This window comes from Labrys sp. WJW (assembly GCF_001676615.1).
Lineage (GTDB): Bacteria > Pseudomonadota > Alphaproteobacteria > Rhizobiales > Labraceae > Labrys > Labrys sedimenti.
Map to the genome: position 1 here is coordinate 183,026 of NZ_LYXZ01000004.1, position 17,720 is coordinate 200,745.

The window sequence follows — 17,720 nt, forward strand, 5'->3', positions numbered from 1 at the left end:
TTTTGCAGCGCGCCATCTGGCTCGCCATATTATATCGTGACCTTAATTATATATCATGATATAGATTTTCAAGTGATGTTCGAAACAAGGAATTGAAACGGCCATGGCTGGAACGGAGCGGCAACCCCTTAGGGAAAGGAACAGACAGCTTGCCCGCGAGGTCGTGCTCGATGCGGCCGAGCGGTTGCTCGAGAGGGGCGAAACAGCCGACTTCTCGATGCGGGCACTGGCGGCCGAGGCGGGCGTGGGGTTCGCGACACCGTTCAATCATTTCGGCAGCAAGAATGCGATCATGCAGGCGCTCTCGGCCCGCCTGATCCAGCGGATGGCGGCGCAATTCCGCGACGAGGCCCCCGCCGGTGACGCGATCGACCATGTGTTGGCAATGGGGCGGATCAGCGTCGCTCTCCTGCTGGAGAAGCCGGACGTCCATAAGGCGGTGGTGGGATCGCTCGGCATCGCCACTTCCGAGCCCGGTCCGGTGCGGCAGAACTCACGAGAGCTTTGGTCGCTGGCATTGGGGGACTTCGCTGGCATTGCCGTCGAGACGAAGACGTTCGCCGAGGCTGTGCTGGCAGACCAGCTTGCCTTCAATTTCCGGGGTTGCGTCTCGTTCTGGATCGCGGGCGAACTTCAAGATGAGGATCTTGATAGCGCTTTCCGGGTTGGCGCTTCCACGCTTCTTCTCGGCTTCGCCAGCCCGTCGCGTCGCACCGACCTGATCGAGCAGATCAGGCGCTTCTAGGGGCCGTGGGACGATGCCCGGCCCATCAGGCGAGTGACTTGACAGCCATCCTATCAGAAGGTAGATAGAGAGTGCCTCACTTAGCGGACGGAATGAAGCATTTTTCATCCCCGTAAAGATCGGAAAATCGACTGAGGGCTCCCCTCGATCGGTCCGGCTCAACTTTGAAGGTGTGGGTTGAGTTTGCCTGCTCGACTACCTTCTAGTTGGAAGAACAAGGAGACTGAGATGTTTGGAATCTCTCCGATCGGTTGGGTGCATACACTCGGCAGCTTGCCCGCCATTCCGCTGGCGCTTTACATGCTTATTCGCCACGGGCGGATTGTACCTGGCTCGACATCCGGCATCATCTATTTCATCTCGATGGTCATCGGTGCCGCAACGGCATTTCTCGTTGCGCATCAGCCGGTGAGCTATGTCATCGGTGCGGCGACCATCATGTTGCTGGTCGCAGGCTATGGCGTTGGGCGGCTTCCGGGGCTGGAACGTACCAAGCGCTTCATCGAGACGATCTGCCTGAGCCTGACCGTCTTCCTGCTGATGGTGCCGACGGTCACCGAGACCTTGCGCCGTGTGCCGGACGGCCATCCCCTCGTCACCGACTTGAAGTCGCCACTCCTCCTCGGGGCTCAGGGCAGCCTTCTCGTCCTGCTCATCGTCGGCCTGACGGCCCAGATCGTCTATCTCCGCCGACAGGGGAGGGTTGTGGCATGACAGCCTCGCCGGCGTGACGGCAATCGCCGGCATGCAGCCCGGCAGGGCTAGGACCTGCCGCCGACGCACCCATTAACCATCATTCCACAGCGCTCGTCATGCCGTGACCGATACTATCATTTTTCAGAAACCGTTCATTTTTGTCTCGCTAGTTTGCTCCCCATAGCTGGGGGCGGCTTTTCTAGGAGAATATTATGAAAAAGCTTATTTGCGCCGTCGTCCTTTCCATTGCGGCACTTGGCGGGACAACTCTTGCTGCCTCGGCGGCGCCCCGGCATGACTGGCGGCATCCGGGTTTTGACCGGCATCACCATCGCCCGGTGTGCAAGGTCGTCAAGACCAAGACCTTCAAGCATGGCCGGCCGGTGTGGGTGACACGGCGCGTTTGCCGATAAGAGCGCTTGCGAAGCGCCTGACGCAAACAGGACCCCTCTGGCCCGCAGGCCGGAGGGGCGGCAACTGGGATCGCGAAACCCGGCTACCCGAGCGAAACTTCTCACCGTTCGCGGCTTCGCTGTCGCTCACTTTGCAGGTCTATTCCAGGCTTGGCCCCGGTAATCAGTGAATTTGATTGCCATATCCGGCAGCACGTCAAAATATTCCAAGAGATTTGGGCTGGAGACTTGGCGGCATGGCGAGGATCGTCTTTGGAATGAATCTGTCCCTGGATGGCTATGTCGACCACCAGGAATTTGCACCGGATCCCATACTCTTTCGTCACTGGGTAGAGCATGTGCGCGGGCTGGCGGGCAGCGTCTATGGCCGCCGCATGTACGAGGTCATGCGCTATTGGGATGAAGATCATCCTGAATGGACCCCGGAGCTTCGCGATTTCGCGGTGGCGTGGCGGGAACAACCGAAATGGGTCGTATCGCGTTCGTTGAAATCGGTCGGCCCTAACGCCACGCTGGTCGCGGATGACGTCGCAGCGGTGATAGGCCGGCTGAAGAGTGAGGTCGTCGGAGAGATTTCGGTTTCAGGACCAGAGTTGGCGCAAAGCCTGACCGATCTTGGCCTCATCGATGAATATCGCCTCTATTTTCACCCAGTCGTGCTTGGTCGCGGCAAGCCGTTCTTTGCCGGCTCCCGACCGGCGCTGCGCCTTGTAGCCAGCGAGTTGATCGGCACGGATGTGATCCGGTTGACCTATGTGCCGGCCTGATCACGCAACCGGCCGGGAAGATTGCGTCGATGCTGCAGGCCAGCATCGGATCACAGGCCGTCATCGCCGCGTCGCCGGCCTGTCTGACCATGTCTGGGAGACAGCCATTCCAGCCGGCAGGCCTGGAACCAACGGCGGGTAAGACTGTTTAGCTCTAGCTTCGGCATGACGCTCACATGCCCTTCAGCCGGGTGACCGGCAATTTTGAAAGACTTGCATCATGAATATTTCGCCCAGATTTCGTACAATCGTGGCCGCGGTTATCGCCACGGCGGGCATCGGTCTCGCCAGTTCCGCGCAGGCCGACAGCGGTACGATCCGCTTTTACGTCTACAAGGCTGCCTTCTTCGTGGGTGGCTCCGGAGGCGAGGGCACCCTGACCTTCCATGGTCGCCGCTATCCCATCTCCATCGGCGGCATCTCGGGCGGCCTGGCTTTCGGGGCTTCCAAGACCTATTTCCAAGGCCGGGTGCGCAATATTTATCGCGTCCGAGACGCGACGGGGGTCTATGGCGCGGCGGGCGGCGGCGGCGCCGTCGGCAGGGGCGCGCAGGTGATCGTCATGACCAACGGAAAGGGCGCCCGGCTCGAGCTCCAAGGCCGGCAGGTCGGCCTGCAGGTCAACGCCGATGTCACCGGCCTTGCGATCTCGATGAAGTAAGGGCTGCGGTGTCGGCGGCCGGCCCGGCTTCCGACACCGAAACATCAATCGCTTGGACGAAGAAAATAAATGGCGGAGGGGATGGGTCTGAAAGACAACCTTCTCTACCTCAAGCCTTTGATTTTATTAGCCAGAAGGTCTCGATGTGACGATCAAACTCTCGATGCGCCGAGGTTTCGTGACGCTGCAACCCAAGCCCGCGCACGGCACCTTCAAGGCCTACGAGCCCGGCTATCTGCATATCGACATCAAATACCTGCCCCAGATGGCCGACGAGGACCGGCGGCAGTATCTGTTCGTGGCCATCGACCGGGCGACCCGCTGGGTCTTCGTGCGCGTCTACCCGGCGAAGACGGCTGCCAATGCCCGTCGTTTCCTCCGCGATCTGGACCGCGCCGCGCCCATGCGGATCACCCGGATTCTCACGGACAACGGCAAGGAGTTTACAGACCGGCTCTTTGGCCTGCGCCGTCGCGCCGCCACCGGCAACCACGAGTTCGACCGACTCTGCGCCGATCTCGGCATCGAACACCGCCTGGCGCCGCCGATGCGGCCGCAGACCAACGGCATGGTCGAGCGGTTCAACGGCCGGATCGAGGACATCCTGCAGAGCCACCGCTTCCGCAGCGGGAAGGATCTCGAGCAGACCATCCTGCGCTATGTCCGGCTCTACAACGGCCAGTTGCCGCAGTCCGTCCTCAAGGGTCGAACCCCCATCGATGCGCTCAAGAGTTGGCATCGTGAAAGACCAGAGCTGTTCAAGAAGCGGCCGTATAATCACGCGGGATGTGACACTTAGATAGGTCTGTCCGGGGAAAGGGGAGGTCCGACCGTCACCCGATTGGTGCAACAGAGCCTGGCCATGGCCTTCAGGCTGATGATGTCTCAAGCCCCTGAGCCTGCTTCGCGCGACCTGGAGCCGTCAAAATTCGAGGTGCCCATGGGTAGATTTACTCATGACGCGAGTCTGCCGCCTCTATAGCATGCAAGCAAGATGATATGTTTGGCGTTCTCAGCAACAACAGCGGAGGTAAGCATGCAGACTGACAGTTCGCATTACGCGACATCCGCACAGCGCCGGGCCGTCTCGAATATCATCTCAATCATGTCGGAAGACCTGTCCCGAGCCAACAGGATTTTGATGGTCGCAGAGGAGCTGAACTCTCTGGCGCCGCTGGCCGCGATGTCGCTCTCGATCTACGACCCGCTGACCCGCAAGCACAACTCGATATTTTCGAACGGATATTCCCGGGAAACCGTCGCCTACTTGGACAATTCATACATGCGCGTCGATCCGGCCTATCTGTGGATCCTGCGCACCAACCAGTCGTTCTTCAGCTGGGAAACAACCAATTTTGATTACTCCCGCAGCATTTCCGCGCGCAACTTCTGGAACCCGGCCGGCTACAGGGGTGGGTCGACCAGCTATCTGAAGAGCCGATCGAACAGATATGTTGGCAACCTGCATACCAGCAGTGAAGATCCCGGCCAGCCATCCGTCGGGTTCCTGAGGATCATTGATGACATTTCGCCCGTGCTGTCTGCGCTGGTCGACAATTGGAAAACGCCGAAATCGCTGATCGAAGGGCTGGAGGAATATGCCTGCTCCTTCTTCATCGACAACACGGGAAACACTCAGCGCCCCCACAGGCATGAGGCATGTATCTCCGGCAGGATCCACGAATTGTCCAATATTGCCGTCAGAAAATACGGCAACATCGACCGCCTGCATGTCATCGGCGTGCGTCTGCCCAGCGCCTGCTGGTGCCTATGCGGAGATATCGTGCATCGCGTCGATTTCAATATCTGCCATGGCGGCTGGCTTGTAAGCCACGTCCCCGCGTCCCTACCCTTCGGATTGACCATCAGGCAGGCCGAGGTCTGCTCACTCTCTGCTATCGGCATGACGCGCACCCAGATTGCGGACATTCTGACAATATCTGCACGGACCGTCGATCGGCATATCGAAAATATACTAGAAAAAACCTTCGCCAGAAACCGGATCGAGCTTGCATATATCGCCGCGAGCTCCGGCCTGATCAACCTAGATTACCTTGTCGCACATTTCAATTCGGCACAATGCCACAAAAAGGGAGGAGAAGATGACTGAAGCCAGCGAATCCTGCGTCCGGGATCCGTCGAACTATCGTGACAGGAGCGCCGACTGGTACGCGTTCTATGACGAGCGGCGGCGAAAGGAGATCATTGACATCATTGATGAACACCCCGAAATCGTCGAGGAGCATGCCGCGAACCCGTTCGGCTACAGGAAGCACCCCAGCCCCTATCTTCAGCGAGTGCACAACTATTTCCGCATGCAACCGACCTTCGGAAAATACTACATCTATTCCGAAAGGGAATGGGACGCCTATCGGATCGCCACGATCAGGGAGTTCGGCGAGCTGCCGGAGTTGGGTGATGAGCGATTCAAGACCGAAGAAGAGGCCATGCACGCCGTGTTCCTGCGCCGCATCGAAGATGTGCGCGCAGAGCTTGCATAGTCATTTCTCAGCACGAATTCACACAGCGAGAAGACATGAAAGACGAAGACATGAAAGACATTGCCATTCGCGGATATTGTGACCGCCCCAGCGTCGCCACTGGAGAAACGATCCGCTTTTACGTCAGCGCCAACGAAACCAGGGGGACATTCGATGCCGAGCTGGTCCGGCTGATCCATGGCGACAGCAATCCGGCGGGTCCGGGTTACAAGGAGGAAGCGATCAAATCCGATCTGGAAGGGCAGTATCCCGCCCGCTTTCAGCGCACCCAGTTCGGAAGCTATGTCGAGGTCGCTGATCCCGACGCCGCGCTGCAGCCCGATGGTGCGTTCTCCGTTCATCTGTTCCTCTGGTCCACAACGCCGAGCCGTGGCCGTCAGGGGATTGCGTCGCGATGGAACGACGAGCGCCAGTCGGGGTGGAACCTCGCGATCGAGGACGGCCGCGTCGTGTTTACGATTGGCGACGGCAGCGGTGCGACCTCCAGTGTCGTCAGTGATCGCCCGCTGTTTCAGCAGATCTGGTATTCGATCACCGGTGTTTATGATCCCGAAAAGAAACAGCTTCGGCTGTATCAGAAATCCGTCGTGAACCGGACAAACAGCCGCTTCGGGCTTGTCGTCCCGCTCGATTCGGATTGTGCCGTCTCTGCCGATGCCACTGTAAAGGCTGCCGATTCCGAAACCTCGCTGCTGATTGCCGGGCTCGGCGAGGCAGCCGCGCAGGACGGCCGGACCTGGTGCATCGCCCATTACAACGGCAAGGTCGATGCCCCCAAGATCTATGGCTGCGCGCTGGGCCAAGACGATGCGGAAAAGCTGTCCAGGGGCGAGATCGTGAGGCCTATTTCCCGCCTTGCCCATTGGGATTTTTCTGCTGGGATCGGGCTGAACGGGATTCCCACCGATCACGTCGTCGATGCCTCGGGAAACGGGCATCACGGCCGCTGCATGAATCAGCCCGATCGCGGCTCGACCGGGTGGAACTGGGACGGGCATGAGGAGAACTTCATCCACTGCCCCGAGCAGTATGGCGCGCTCTGGTTTCACGAGGACTGCCTGGACGACTGCCGCTGGGAAAAGGATTTCGAGTTCACCGTTCCAGAGGGCCTGAAAAGCGATTTCTACGCGGTGAAGATCCGTTACGAGGACACCGAGGATTACATTCCGTTCTTCGTTCTTCCGCCGCGCGGAACCGCCACGGCGCCGATCCTCGTCATTGCCAGCACGCTGAGCTATCTCGCCTATGCCAATGAGCAGATCATGCACAAGGCGGATATCGGACAGGCCGTCGCCGGCCATACGCCGGTTCTGAACGAAAACGACGTCGAGTTGCACAAGAACCTGAGCTATTACGGGCTGTCAACCTATGATGGTCATATCGACGGTCGCGGCGTGCAATACACCTCATGGCGGCGCCCGATCATGAACCTTCGCCCGAAACATCGTCAGGGTTTCGGCTCGATCTGGGAGCTTCCCGCCGATCTACACTTGATCGACTGGCTGAACCATAACGGTTTCGAGTACGACGTCGCCACGGAACATGATCTGAACGATCAGGGCGCGGAATTGCTGCGCCGCTATAAGGTTGTGCTGACCGGCTCGCATCCCGAATATCAGACTTGGGCCAATGCCGATGCGTGGGAGGATTATCTGGCCGACGGCGGGCGCGGCATGTATCTGGCCGCGAACGGGATGTACTGGATTGTGGAAGTTCATCCGGAAAAGCCCTGGGTCATGGAGGTCCGCAAGGAACTGGGCGTGACCGCTTGGGAAGCGCCGCCCGGCGAATATCACTACAGCACCAATGGACGGCGCGGCGGTCGTTTCCGTGGACGCGCCCGCGCGACCCAGAAGATCTGGGGCACCGGAATGAGCAGTTTCGGTTTCGATCATTCGGGTTATTTCGTTCAGATGCCCGACAGCCAAGACGAGCGCGTCGCCTGGATCATGGAGGGGATCGATCCTGAAGAGCGGATCGGCGATGGCGGCCTCGTCGGAGGTGGTGCCGGCGGATATGAGCTGGATCGCTACGATCTTGCTCTGGGTACGCCGCCGAATACCTTGCTGCTTGCAAGCTCGGTCGAGCACAGCGTCGTCTATACGGTCATCCCGGATGACAAGGCATTTCCGCATCCGGGGATGAATGGTGGCGAACATCCTTTCGTCCGTGCCGACATCACCTACTTCTCGACCGCAAATGGTGGCGGCATGTTCGCGACATCGTCCATTTCCTGGCTGGGCAGCCTGTCCTGGAATGATTACGATAACAACGTCTCGAAGATGACCAAGAACGTGCTGAACCAGTTCATCAAGGATGAGCCGGCGCCGCGGGTCTGACCAGAGCCGAGCGGCGGATATTCTCACGATATCCGCCGTGCGCTCGGGCTGCCGTTCCCCCCTCCGGTTCGCCTTGCACAAGCGAAGTTGTTTTTCGGCAGGTTTGAAAGCTGGACACCTCCGGAAACCTCAGGGCAATCGCATACAAATGACGGACCCAAAGGCGGATCGACGTGATGTCGATGAAGCCAAGGAAGCTCTCGGCGGTCTTGTCGCAACGGGTGGCAACGCGACGGGCGTTCTTGAGCTTGTTGAAGCACCGCTCGAGGAGGTTGCGCAGGCGGTAGAGGCTGCGATCGACGCCGACCCGCATCTTGCGTGACTTGCGCATTGGAATGACCGGCAGCACATTGCGTGCCTCGATGGTTTTGCGAACGTGGTCAGAGTCATAGCCCCTGTCGGCGAGCATGACCGCCGGGAGAGGCAGGTCGTCCGCCATGACCAGGTCGAAGCCGAGATAGTCGGAGGTCTGGCCTGGCGTGATATCCGCCCTCATGGGCAGGCCATGCGTATTGACGCGGAGGTGGATCTTGGTCGTGAAGCCACCGCGAGAACGGCCGAAACCCTGCCGCGGAGTCCCCCTTTTGCGCCCGCTGCCTGATGATGGGCGCGGACCACGGTGCTGTCGATCATCTGGAGGGCGTCGGGGACCACCCTGCTGTCGTTCAGCGCCTCCATGATCTGCGCCCACAGCCCCGCGAGCGTCCAGCGGCGGAACTGGCGGTAGACGGAGGACCACCTCCCGAACTCCGCTGGCAGATCGCGCCACGGCGAGCCTGTCCGCGCGATCCAGAAAATACCGTCCAGAACAAGGCGATGGTTGGCCGGCTTCCGCCCGTTAGGGGCACGCACTCCCCGGACGAACCCCTCGAAGAACCGCCACTCCTCGTCCGACATCAGGTCTCGTGCCATGCTGGTCTCCATCGCAGATACCAGCTTGAATCACGTTCAGCACACCAAGGGAATCCTTTTTGTCAACAGGTCCTAGACGCGTTCTGAATCTCTGTCGGGACTGACCTTGGTCGCGCCTGCTTCGGCTCTGCGAGCGAGACGCGGGAACGACTGAGGAAGTCAGGCGGTCCGTTGTCATCTGCAAGCCCGCGCCTGGTTGCGCATGACAGCGTAGTCGCTCAACATCTCAGCGAGCGCAGATCCCTGTGGCAGCAGGGCCAGCTCCTCGGCCGCCCGCGCCTGGAACTCCCTGCCATAATCGACCACGGGCGGGCATGTCGCCAGCCTCCCGTTCTCAGAACGAACCGTCGCGCAGCCGCTGAGCAAGCTCGTTACGATCGCGAGGGCGGCGAGCCGCCGCTTCCAGCATCTGGCGATGGACATCATTTGCCTTCTCCGTGGTCTCAAGGCGTTCGGCGAGGCGTCCCGCTCGCTCGCCGAACCGCCGAAGCGCAAGGAGGAACAGGAGCACGGCGAGCGCGATGGCGCCGTAGCGCAGCGCCGCCCGCCCCCAAGGGCTGGCTGCGATCCCGGTGAGGAGTGCGCCGATCACCGCCGCCCCCGGTGCCAGTCGTCGAGGCGGGAGTAGATCGTAACCGCGATGCCAACGAGCGCCACGGCGATGAACACCCAGCGGAGCGTATCGAGATACGGCACCAGCGGCAGTATTGCGGACTGGGTCTCCGCCAGGACGCTCTGCGCCAATTCGACACCCGCGGCGCCCAGTGTCGCAACTCCGGCCGCGCCACCGCCCTTCATGGTGCGGCTGTCGGCCAGCACTTCGCGTACGGGCGGAGTCTCGGCTGCAAATGCGGTCGCCCGGACCGGGAACCGCTCGCCCCACTGGCGTGCGGGGCCGAGGTCGACATGGATGAAGCCCGATCGCGGGTAGAAGCCGAACCCAAGGAACCCGACCTCGCGCGCCGCGGCCTCGAAAGCCACCGGGTCGTGGTTCGCCATGGCGATGTCGAAGGCGGCGCCATCTAGATGCCTCGATCGGGTGGCACCGCCCACGGCCCGGTTGTGCTCCGGGCTGCGATAGCCGGAACGGACGATCAGCGGCTTGCCCAGCCGGTCACGCAACGCCTGCAGCTTGTCGAGCGCCGCTTCGTTGACCAGCAGCTTGCCAGTGCCCCGGCAGGCGATCTCGGCTGGCGAGAAGTTGGGCCAGCGCCAGCTGCTCACGGGGACGTCGCGCCAGTGGTCGTAGAAGGTCGTGGTCATGGGGTTCTCCGAAACGAAAAAAACCCGCCTCGAGGGCGGGTGATTGCGAACTGATGAATGGGGATGGGGCGCGGCTACGGGCTGCCGCCGAAGATCTTGAGCTTGATGGCGATGCCCGCGAGCAGCGCCAGCATGACGCCGGTTGTGATCATGCGGACGGCCGTCTGCATGGCGGTGCGGCGCACCAGGCGGATGCAGTCGACGAGCGAGCGGAGATCGCGGATGTCGAGCGCGGCCTCGTCGCCGTCGAGACCGACATCGGCGAGCGCGCGCTTCGCGCCTTCCTCTGCGGCCCGGGTCAGGATCGCCTCGAATTCGGCGTCGGGCATGCGGACGAAGCCGTCGGATCGGGGTGGTGTCATCGGGATCCTCCTTCCACCGCTCAGCCGACCTTGCAGCCCCAGAAGCTCGTGTGATCGGCGGCAAAATACCCATCCGCCACGCGGAACGTGCCCTGCAGCTCGACGGTATCGCCCGCGCTGAGCGGCACCATGGTCTGCAGCCAGAGCACGGTCGCCTCGGAAACATGATCACCCGAGATCTCGCCGAACGATCCTCGGATTTCGGTCGAGCCGTTCAGCACCAGCCGCCCGCGCATGCGCGCCGTGGTGCTGGAATTGATCTTGTATAGCAGCGTGGCCGAGGAGGTAGGCGTCGGCAGCAAGCATGGCCTCCGCCATTCTCCAGTCCAAATCACCCTGACGACTGGAACCATTTAACGATCTTGGCGATGCTCTCGCCGAACATGGCGATGCCGACGGCAATGCCGAGAATGCCGACGATGATCCATTTGACGAATGCGGACACGGTGCTGATCGAGCGGACCAGGCGAATGCCGTCATCGAGCGTCTTCACCTCGTCGGGGCGCAGGGCAACCAGGAAGGCTTTCGTTTCCTCGGGCAGGTCCTCGAAGCGTTTCGGTGCCTGGTCAGTCATCAGGATGCCTCCTCAATCCGGACATGATGCTCTTGGCAGTGTGACCGCCCATGTAGAGGCCGGTGAACACGCCGGTGAGCGTCATGAGGATGGTGAGATCGACGGCCTCGATTGCAGCGCCGAAGGCGGCATTGGCGAGCGGGCGCAGGATCAATGCGTAGAGCCAGACGAAGGCGAGCAGCCACATCCAGCCCGGTCGCCAGCCCCAGGTCCATGTCGGGCCGCCCTTGTCGAGTTCGGCTTTCAGCGTCTCGTTCATCATGCGCTGGCTTTCGACATGGTGCATGAGGATGTCGGCGGCATCCGGCTCGGCGGCGACGATGGCGTTCTGCAGCTCATCTACCGGCATGTCGGGCAATCCGTCAGGAGATACGCCAGCCTTTTCAGCAATGACGTCGATCACCTTGCCGGCGATTTCGCCGCCTGCGCCGCCGAGCCTGTCGCCAAGAGTCTTCTTGATGACGGGCACGGCAAGCTCACTTGCCGCCCCGAGCAGGATGGATGCAAGGGCGCTCATATCAGCCTCCAAATATGGACGCGGCAGCCACGATCAGCATCAGGATGATGAAGACGAGGATCACAGCAGCCGGCAGGTCGCGCCTTCCGGCGCCGGGTACGATATCGACGGGTGCCGGCTCCGGCGTCGGTGTCGGCGCGCTCGGCGACCGCGACGTGGCGGCATCGTAGCCGGCACCAGCCAGCGCCTTCTCGAACGCGCGCGCATGGTTGGCGATCATCGCCGCCCGATCCGTCCCATTCACCACCCGTCGCGCGCCGACATAGTCCTTCTTCGTGCCGGAAACGTAGTCTGGTAGTTTCCTGCCGGTGAAGGTGCCGAGCATCATGCCGTCGATCAGGATCGTGGTCGCATGATCGATCCGGGCAGCCAGTGCCGGATTGCCGACGAGATCGACGCCAAGGCGATTGGCCCAGTCGGTATAGTTGCGCCGGCCGGTGATCTGGACGAAGCCACGTCCCTTGAACCGAACCCCATCGCCCGGCTGCGTGTTGCCCAATGTCGCGCGCCCCTCATAGGCTGCGCCGGAGGCGTATTCCTCCATGGTACGGAAACGGTCGCTCTCGTGATAGGCAGTGCCGAGAATGTAGGCGGCCTGCGCCAGTTCGATGCGCTTTGCGTCGAGCCGCGTCAGGATCGCTTCCAGCCGATCCACCTGCGCTTGCGTGAGCGATGTGCCAAAGACGCCGGAATCACGACGCCGCAGCGCCGCGTAGAAACGCGAACGGTCCATGGTCTTTCTCCCTGTATGCGATGTTCCGGGCTGGGCGACGTCACCATTCACGGCCAGCGCTTCAACCGCGCAGACGGAGGAGATGTCGACGGGCAGTGCTGGCGATCAGGTCGCCACCCCCGATTCGCACAGCATGGTGATGAAGCGGCGACGCCGCTCCATGTCGGCGGATGTGCGAATATTGTAGATTGTGCCGGAGCGGATTTCGATCAGCCGCCAGGCGGCGTTGATGGTTGCGGTCTCGACATCGTAACGCACGATGATCAGCGCCGGTTGGACGCTTTGCAGGCGCGCGGCAATGACGGTCTCGCCGCCTTTCGATGGAAGGATGCAGGCATCGCGCTCGAACTGTGGCACCCACTGGCCGTAGGTGTTGCCGTAGCCGTCATCGACTTCCTCGCGCTTTTCGAGGCTGACGCGGTCGCGCAGGGCATTGGCGGTGATCCTGGCCATCAGATCAGGCTTTTGCGGTAGGGTGCGATCAGGGCATGGACGGTGCGCTCGATGGCGGCATCGATGCTGGTGTCGGCGCCATCGAACAGGCGCTGGACGATGAGCAGGAGGGCCTGGCGGATGGGCTCCGGCACGTCGGCCGCCGCGCCATAGCCGGCGGTGAAGATGATCGAGACGGCATCCGCGCGACGGAAGGCGGCCGGCCAGGATTGGCCTGACCGCCGGGTGACATAGGCACCGCAGGCATCGGCATGCAGGGCATAGAGGCCCGGATCGAGCACCTGCTGCACATTGCCGGCATCGAAGTAGCTGACGCTGACGACCGCGATCACCGGCGAGACCGGCAGCGGCAAGCGATCGGCAAAGCCGGCAAAATCCTGCCGCCAAGTCTGTGTGATCAGCGCCCGACCGAGAATGCCGGCATAACCATCGAGCCATGCCGTCGCCGCCTTGATCTGGGCGGTGATCAGATCGTCCTGATCATCATGATCCACACGCAGATGGGCCTTGGCCTCGGCCAGCGACACCGGCATGGTCGCGGGCGCTACTGTGCGGACGGGTGCTAGCACGTTTTCAGGTCCATATAATAAAAAAGAAGCGACCAGCCTTCGGACGACCGATTGGCGGCCAGAGGGTCAGCGTTGCCGGTCGTCTGGCCGCCCTGGCGGATCAGACGATCGGCGCGTCGTGGGGATGGCGGAGCGCAAAGACCGCACCGGCGGCAATCGAGGTGCCGGAGGTCTTGGTGATGACGGCGCGGATATAGCGCTTCGTACCCTTATAGCCCTGCTTGTAGGCCGTGTTGGCCTCGAGCGCGGCAGGAAGCGTGCCCAGCAGGTCGCTGGCCGCCACATCGACAAAATCGCCATCCGTGGTGGTGTCCGATTCCTGGATGGCGATGACGAAAAGGCCGTCACCGGCAATCGCGCCGGTGTTGATGATCAGGGTTGCGGAGTTGAAGCCCTGCAGATCGGCATGGCTGCCCTTGGTGGTGGCGGTGACCACGGCGGGAGCAAGCGATGCAACGAGGCCGAGGCCGGAGATACCGTCCTTCATGACAGAAGTCCTTTCGATGAATGGAATGGTGCAGAGACAGGCGAGCGTCCTTCGGAAGGATGGTGGCCGCCCGCCAGTTCGATCAGGTGCTGATCTTAAGAAGCTTGAGCGCCTCGAAGTTGACCACGCCGCCGCCGACACGCTTGGTCGTGTAGAACAAGACGTTCGGCTTGGAGGTGAACGGATCTCGCAGCACCCGGATGCCGATGCGGTCGACGATCAGGTAGGAGCGGCTGAAGTCGCCGAAGGCGACGGGGAACTTGTCCGCCTCGGCCGCCGGCATGTTGTCGTCGGTGTAGACCGGCTTGCCAAGAATGGTGGCAACTTCCGCTGCTCCTGACGGTGGTGCCCAGATATAGGCGCCTTCCGCATCCTTGAACTTGCGTACCGTGTTCATGGTCGCATCCGACATCAGCCACGACGCCCCGTTCCGGTAACCGGACTTGAGCGCATAGTAGAGATCGATCAGGCAATCGGCCGGGCTGATCGAAGCGGTCGCAGCCAGGAAGCCGTCCGCCTTGCCGGAGGCGACGAAGCCGATCTTTCCCCACACATGGGAAGCATTCGCCACCTTGTCGTAGGCGAGAATGCCGCGTGGCTTGTTGATGCCATCGCCATTGGCAAAGGCAGCACCTTCCTGCTCGGCGAACTCGATCGACACCTCGTCGGCCAGCCAAGCCGCCAGATCGATGCGGGCATCGTCGAGCGAGGTCTGCGTGGCGCCCGGCATGGCGTAGATCTCGCCGGTATTGATGGCGATCTCCCGCAGCGTCGGCGTGGCCGTGCCAGGACGATCCTGTTCCTCACCCACCCAGCCGGAAGTCGCGCCACCTATATTGACCAGCTTCTTGTAGGTGCTGGTCGAGATGGAGATGGTGCGGGCCAGCGAGCGGATCGTCGACACCGTGCCGAGAACACGATCGATCCCGGCTTCGGTTTCTTCCGGCACCAGATAGCCGCCGTCCGGGTCGGATTGCGTGGTCAGCTTGGCCTTGACCTCGAGATCACGCAGACCATTGTCGACGCCGCGACGGAAGAAGCGGTCGAAGGCTTGCGCGTGTTCGCGCTTGTCCGGGTCTTCCACTCCGCCAACACCGCCGACCTTGACCGCTGCCAGCATGGCGTTGGTCTCGTCGAGCGCCTTTTGCAGGGCGGTGATCTCGGCATTGATGCGATCGACCTTTTCGGTCTGCACCACGTCGGCCATGCCGGCCTTGATGTCGGCCAGCTCCTTGTCGCGCTCAAGCTTGAAGTCCTCGAAGGTCTTCTGCAACTCGGCGAGGATTTTCGTGGCATTGCCGGAATCTGCGCGCACGGCAAGGATCCCGCGCGCACGCGGGGTGAGTTCGATACCCATGACGGGTCTCCTATGATCTGATGGTGTCGATCAACCGCTGGATGGCGGCTGCATGGAAGCCAGCGTCGTGCGTGGCGGTGTCGGCAGCGTCGTGCATGCCGGCAATCTGGCAAAACATCTTGCGCCGCTCGGAGCGGGTGATGCCCTGTTGCGCCAGGGCGGCATCGATGCGGCGCTTGGCGCGGATTTGAGATGGTACCGTTGCGGATGCGCTTACTGCGGTCCCGGACGCATGATCAGCGTCATCGGTGACCCCATCAGCAAAACCATATTCGACGGCCTGCGTCGGGTTCATGAACGTTTCCGCGTCCATCAGCTGCTCGATGTCGGCACGCTTCATGCCGGTGCGCGCCTGGTAGATGTCGGCGATGGCCGCATCGAACTGGTCGAACAGGGTGGCGGCGTCACGCATGTCATGGCGATTGCCGATCACCACACCCCAGGCATTGTGGACCATCATGAAGGAGCCGAGCCCCATGCGGATGTCGTCACCAGCCATGGCAATGATCGAGGCCGCGGAAGCCGCCCAGCCCATTACCTCGACCGTGACCCGGGCCGGATGGGCACGCAACAGATTGTAGATGGCAATACCCTCGAACATGTCGCCGCCGGGCGAATTGATGCGGACGGTGATGTCCTTGTTCCCGATCGACCGCAGCGCCGCCGAGATGCGGTTTGCGGTGACGCCGCCGCCTGTCCAGCCATCCTCGCCTATGACGTCGAACAGGGAAATGACGGTGTCGGTGTCAGCGCCATTGGCGCTGGGTGCAGCGGCAAGCGGATGCTCGGCCCATTTCGTCAGCACGTCACTCGGCGCATCCCACTGGTAGTTCTGCGGCCGAGGGAACGTTCGCGCCTCGGGCAATTTGCGAAGGCTCATCGAACGTTCTCCAGCGCCAACAGGAAAAAGTACCCGCCAAGCGTGATACCGGCGATGAATGTGCCGAAGTGGAAGGCGGGGTTGATGACCGCAACGCTGACAACGCCCATGACCACCATCGTCGCGGCCAGTTTCAAACTATCCAGGATGCTCATCTGCTTGCGTCCTCATCATTGGGGTCAACATCACCATCGCTGCCGCCATCATCTTGATGGCGATCACGATCCTCATCTGCCGGCACGCCTGCCGTGTTCGGCGGTGGATAGAAGACATCACCGCCGTCACGCGGGTTCTGGTCTTCGAGTGCTCGGATTTCGTTCGGGCTGTAGACGCCCCATTGCAGGCCTTTGACGTAGGCTTCCCAGCGCGCCTTGATGTCGCCCTTGACGAGCGCCGCCCGGTTGAAGCGGGCATAGAGATTGTCGTCGCGGTTTACCTCTGGGCCGATCAGGTCGCGGTTGATCGCCTCTTCCCACATGGTCAGATGGTCTTCGAGCGTATAGGCGACGAAGCCGATCGACTGCTGTTCGATGCCGGTGCCCCATGACGTGCTCTTTTCCGTGTCGCCGATCATGTGCGGCGGCACGCCGAAGAACATGGCGATGTCGGTACGGCTGAACTTGCGGGCCTCCAGCCATTGCGCATCCTCGGCCGTCATGGCGATGCGGGCATAGTCCATGCCCTCTTCGAGGATGAGGTTCTTTCCCTCCTGCTCGCCGCCGGCGCGGAACTCTTCGAGCCCGGCCTTGAGATTGGCGACAGCCTCTGGCCCGAGCTTGTTCGGATGTTTCAGCACCCCGCTGACGCGAGCGCCATTGCGGAAGGTGATGGCGCCATGATCCTCCATGGCGAGCGACAGCCCGATGGTCTCGCGAGCGTAGGCGATCGCTGAAACCCCGTGCACGCCATCAAGCGTCAGCCCAACCAGATGGAACACTTCCGTCTGAGCAAGCTGGATGCGCCGTCCGTCCTGTCTTGTGTATGTGTATTCGAGCGTCAGATCGTAAGTCTGCTTCACCTCGACGCGATCGGGATGCAGCGGGATCAGTTCCTGCACATTCCCGCGCGAGCGCACGATCATGGCGTAGGCATTGCCGCGCAGCAGAAGATGCGCTTGCAGCATGCGGCGGAACTGCGACGGCGTCTGCCAGCGGTTCGGCCGCCGGCGCAGCACCGTCCAGATCGGCGTGTCGGAAGCATCTTCGCGCGTGCGCTCATCGACCCGGCGCTTGATGTGCAGCGGCAAGGTCGCCACGGCACCGGCAATGATGCGCACGCAGGCATAGACGGTCGCCACCCGCATGGCGCTGTCGGGCGTCACCGCAGCCCCCGAGGCGGTCACCGTTCCCGAGCGCAGCGCCTCTTCCAGCTGCTGCGCCGTGGTGATGACGATCCCGCCACCCGCATCCTGGCCAATGTTCTGGAACGACGCACGCGGAGATGCGGCCGGCGGCTTTGCCCCGCCGAACCAGTTTGACCAGAATGCCATCT

General features: G+C 61.8%; 22 protein-coding genes and 2 pseudogenes. 9 read left to right on the forward strand and 15 right to left on the reverse strand.

Annotated elements, in window-relative coordinates; genetic code table 11:
- Positions 1–103: 103 nt before the first annotated feature.
- The 9 genes and pseudogenes from BA190_RS04045 (at position 104) to BA190_RS04080 (ending at position 8,122) form a co-directional block, all read left to right on the forward strand.
- Positions 104–745 carry a TetR/AcrR family transcriptional regulator gene (locus BA190_RS04045; protein WP_068282912.1) on the forward strand — a complete coding sequence of 214 codons (642 nt, stop codon included), beginning with the start codon at positions 104–106 and terminating at the stop codon, positions 743–745.
- Positions 746–973: 228 nt separating this feature from the next.
- Positions 974–1,459: a hypothetical protein gene (locus BA190_RS04050; RefSeq protein ID WP_068282915.1), complete on the forward strand. Its 486-nt coding sequence runs from the start codon at positions 974–976 to the stop codon at positions 1,457–1,459.
- A gap of 194 nt (positions 1,460–1,653) precedes the next feature.
- Positions 1,654–1,854 (forward strand): hypothetical protein, encoded by a 201-nt coding sequence (locus BA190_RS35680; RefSeq protein ID WP_156771352.1) that lies wholly within the window; start codon positions 1,654–1,656, stop codon positions 1,852–1,854.
- A gap of 236 nt (positions 1,855–2,090) precedes the next feature.
- Positions 2,091–2,621 (forward strand): dihydrofolate reductase family protein, encoded by a 531-nt coding sequence (locus BA190_RS04055; protein ID WP_068282920.1) that lies wholly within the window; start codon positions 2,091–2,093, stop codon positions 2,619–2,621.
- A 220-nt stretch (positions 2,622–2,841) separates the two neighbouring features.
- Positions 2,842–3,282, forward strand: coding sequence for a hypothetical protein (locus BA190_RS04060; protein WP_068282923.1), 441 nt, complete (start codon positions 2,842–2,844; stop codon positions 3,280–3,282).
- A 202-nt stretch (positions 3,283–3,484) separates the two neighbouring features.
- Positions 3,485–4,081: pseudogene (locus tag BA190_RS04065) on the forward strand (DDE-type integrase/transposase/recombinase); the annotation flags it as partial.
- 237 nt (positions 4,082–4,318) lie between these two features.
- Positions 4,319–5,392, forward strand: a complete 1,074-nt coding sequence (locus BA190_RS04070; RefSeq protein ID WP_068282924.1) for a helix-turn-helix transcriptional regulator — start codon at positions 4,319–4,321, stop codon at positions 5,390–5,392.
- Positions 5,385–5,783 carry a N,N-dimethylformamidase subunit alpha gene (gene dmfA1, locus BA190_RS04075; protein WP_062563510.1) on the forward strand — a complete coding sequence of 133 codons (399 nt, stop codon included), beginning with the start codon at positions 5,385–5,387 and terminating at the stop codon, positions 5,781–5,783. The genes BA190_RS04070 and dmfA1 overlap by 8 nt, the downstream gene beginning before the upstream one ends.
- Before the next feature lie 35 nt (positions 5,784–5,818).
- Positions 5,819–8,122 carry a N,N-dimethylformamidase beta subunit family domain-containing protein gene (locus tag BA190_RS04080; protein WP_082979437.1) on the forward strand — a complete coding sequence of 768 codons (2,304 nt, stop codon included), beginning with the start codon at positions 5,819–5,821 and terminating at the stop codon, positions 8,120–8,122.
- Between the two features lie 145 nt (positions 8,123–8,267).
- Here BA190_RS04080 and BA190_RS35065 read toward each other — a convergent pair.
- From BA190_RS35065 to BA190_RS04155, 15 genes and pseudogenes are all read right to left on the reverse strand, one after another.
- Positions 8,268–9,046: pseudogene (locus BA190_RS35065) on the reverse strand (IS5 family transposase); the annotation flags it as partial.
- A gap of 322 nt (positions 9,047–9,368) precedes the next feature.
- Positions 9,369–9,626 carry a hypothetical protein gene (locus BA190_RS35070; protein ID WP_082979438.1) on the reverse strand — a complete coding sequence of 86 codons (258 nt, stop codon included), beginning with the start codon at positions 9,624–9,626 and terminating at the stop codon, positions 9,369–9,371.
- Positions 9,623–10,297, reverse strand: coding sequence for a D-Ala-D-Ala carboxypeptidase family metallohydrolase (locus BA190_RS04100; protein ID WP_068282932.1), 675 nt, complete (start codon positions 10,295–10,297; stop codon positions 9,623–9,625). The genes BA190_RS35070 and BA190_RS04100 overlap by 4 nt, the downstream gene beginning before the upstream one ends.
- Before the next feature lie 74 nt (positions 10,298–10,371).
- On the reverse strand, positions 10,372–10,659 hold the full coding sequence (locus tag BA190_RS04105; protein ID WP_068282935.1) for a DUF6127 family protein: 288 nt from the start codon (positions 10,657–10,659) through the stop codon (positions 10,372–10,374).
- Between the two features lie 20 nt (positions 10,660–10,679).
- Entirely contained in the window at positions 10,680–10,961 is a 282-nt protein-coding gene (locus BA190_RS04110) for a hypothetical protein (protein ID WP_068282937.1), read from the reverse strand.
- Between the two features lie 29 nt (positions 10,962–10,990).
- Positions 10,991–11,233: a hypothetical protein gene (locus BA190_RS04115; RefSeq protein WP_068282940.1), complete on the reverse strand. Its 243-nt coding sequence runs from the start codon at positions 11,231–11,233 to the stop codon at positions 10,991–10,993.
- Positions 11,226–11,750, reverse strand: a complete 525-nt coding sequence (locus tag BA190_RS04120) for a 3TM-type holin (protein WP_068282945.1) — start codon at positions 11,748–11,750, stop codon at positions 11,226–11,228. The genes BA190_RS04115 and BA190_RS04120 overlap by 8 nt, the downstream gene beginning before the upstream one ends.
- A 1-nt stretch (position 11,751) precedes the next feature.
- On the reverse strand, positions 11,752–12,483 hold the full coding sequence (locus BA190_RS04125; protein ID WP_068282947.1) for a hypothetical protein: 732 nt from the start codon (positions 12,481–12,483) through the stop codon (positions 11,752–11,754).
- Between the two features lie 105 nt (positions 12,484–12,588).
- Complete coding sequence (locus BA190_RS04130) at positions 12,589–12,936, reverse strand: phage head closure protein (RefSeq protein ID WP_068282949.1); 348 nt, start codon at positions 12,934–12,936, stop codon at positions 12,589–12,591.
- Positions 12,936–13,505, reverse strand: coding sequence for a head-tail connector protein (locus BA190_RS04135; protein WP_245314536.1), 570 nt, complete (start codon positions 13,503–13,505; stop codon positions 12,936–12,938). Before BA190_RS04135 ends, BA190_RS04130 begins: the two co-directional genes overlap by 1 nt.
- Positions 13,506–13,605: 100 nt before the next feature.
- Positions 13,606–13,992, reverse strand: coding sequence for a hypothetical protein (locus BA190_RS04140; protein ID WP_068282954.1), 387 nt, complete (start codon positions 13,990–13,992; stop codon positions 13,606–13,608).
- Between the two features lie 82 nt (positions 13,993–14,074).
- Positions 14,075–15,349 (reverse strand): phage major capsid protein, encoded by a 1,275-nt coding sequence (locus BA190_RS04145; protein ID WP_068282960.1) that lies wholly within the window; start codon positions 15,347–15,349, stop codon positions 14,075–14,077.
- Positions 15,350–15,359: 10 nt separating this feature from the next.
- Positions 15,360–16,229 carry a head maturation protease, ClpP-related gene (locus BA190_RS04150; RefSeq protein ID WP_068282965.1) on the reverse strand — a complete coding sequence of 290 codons (870 nt, stop codon included), beginning with the start codon at positions 16,227–16,229 and terminating at the stop codon, positions 15,360–15,362.
- On the reverse strand, positions 16,226–16,384 hold the full coding sequence (locus BA190_RS35685; RefSeq protein WP_156771353.1) for a hypothetical protein: 159 nt from the start codon (positions 16,382–16,384) through the stop codon (positions 16,226–16,228). Before BA190_RS35685 ends, BA190_RS04150 begins: the two co-directional genes overlap by 4 nt.
- Positions 16,381–17,718, reverse strand: a complete 1,338-nt coding sequence (locus BA190_RS04155; RefSeq protein WP_245314538.1) for a phage portal protein — start codon at positions 17,716–17,718, stop codon at positions 16,381–16,383. The genes BA190_RS35685 and BA190_RS04155 overlap by 4 nt, the downstream gene beginning before the upstream one ends.
- Between the last annotated feature and the right edge of the window lie 2 nt (positions 17,719–17,720).

Coding starts and splice junctions, on each gene's coding strand:
- BA190_RS04070 (WP_068282924.1), top strand. CDS start 4,319: ATGCAGACTGACAGTTCGCATTACGCGACATCCGCACAGCGCCGGGCC.
- BA190_RS04155 (WP_245314538.1), bottom strand. CDS start 17,718: ATGGCATTCTGGTCAAACTGGTTCGGCGGGGCAAAGCCGCCGGCCGCA.
- BA190_RS04125 (WP_068282947.1), bottom strand. CDS start 12,483: ATGGACCGTTCGCGTTTCTACGCGGCGCTGCGGCGTCGTGATTCCGGC.
- BA190_RS35680 (WP_156771352.1), top strand. CDS start 1,654: ATGAAAAAGCTTATTTGCGCCGTCGTCCTTTCCATTGCGGCACTTGGC.
- BA190_RS04145 (WP_068282960.1), bottom strand. CDS start 15,349: ATGGGTATCGAACTCACCCCGCGTGCGCGCGGGATCCTTGCCGTGCGC.
- BA190_RS04140 (WP_068282954.1), bottom strand. CDS start 13,992: ATGAAGGACGGTATCTCCGGCCTCGGCCTCGTTGCATCGCTTGCTCCC.
- BA190_RS04130 (WP_068282949.1), bottom strand. CDS start 12,936: ATGGCCAGGATCACCGCCAATGCCCTGCGCGACCGCGTCAGCCTCGAA.
- BA190_RS04080 (WP_082979437.1), top strand. CDS start 5,819: ATGAAAGACGAAGACATGAAAGACATTGCCATTCGCGGATATTGTGAC.
- BA190_RS04120 (WP_068282945.1), bottom strand. CDS start 11,750: ATGAGCGCCCTTGCATCCATCCTGCTCGGGGCGGCAAGTGAGCTTGCC.
- BA190_RS04105 (WP_068282935.1), bottom strand. CDS start 10,659: ATGACACCACCCCGATCCGACGGCTTCGTCCGCATGCCCGACGCCGAA.
- BA190_RS04055 (WP_068282920.1), top strand. CDS start 2,091: ATGGCGAGGATCGTCTTTGGAATGAATCTGTCCCTGGATGGCTATGTC.
- dmfA1 (WP_062563510.1), top strand. CDS start 5,385: ATGACTGAAGCCAGCGAATCCTGCGTCCGGGATCCGTCGAACTATCGT.
- BA190_RS04150 (WP_068282965.1), bottom strand. CDS start 16,229: ATGAGCCTTCGCAAATTGCCCGAGGCGCGAACGTTCCCTCGGCCGCAG.
- BA190_RS35685 (WP_156771353.1), bottom strand. CDS start 16,384: ATGAGCATCCTGGATAGTTTGAAACTGGCCGCGACGATGGTGGTCATG.
- BA190_RS04060 (WP_068282923.1), top strand. CDS start 2,842: ATGAATATTTCGCCCAGATTTCGTACAATCGTGGCCGCGGTTATCGCC.
- BA190_RS04115 (WP_068282940.1), bottom strand. CDS start 11,233: ATGACTGACCAGGCACCGAAACGCTTCGAGGACCTGCCCGAGGAAACG.
- BA190_RS04050 (WP_068282915.1), top strand. CDS start 974: ATGTTTGGAATCTCTCCGATCGGTTGGGTGCATACACTCGGCAGCTTG.
- BA190_RS04045 (WP_068282912.1), top strand. CDS start 104: ATGGCTGGAACGGAGCGGCAACCCCTTAGGGAAAGGAACAGACAGCTT.
- BA190_RS04100 (WP_068282932.1), bottom strand. CDS start 10,297: ATGACCACGACCTTCTACGACCACTGGCGCGACGTCCCCGTGAGCAGC.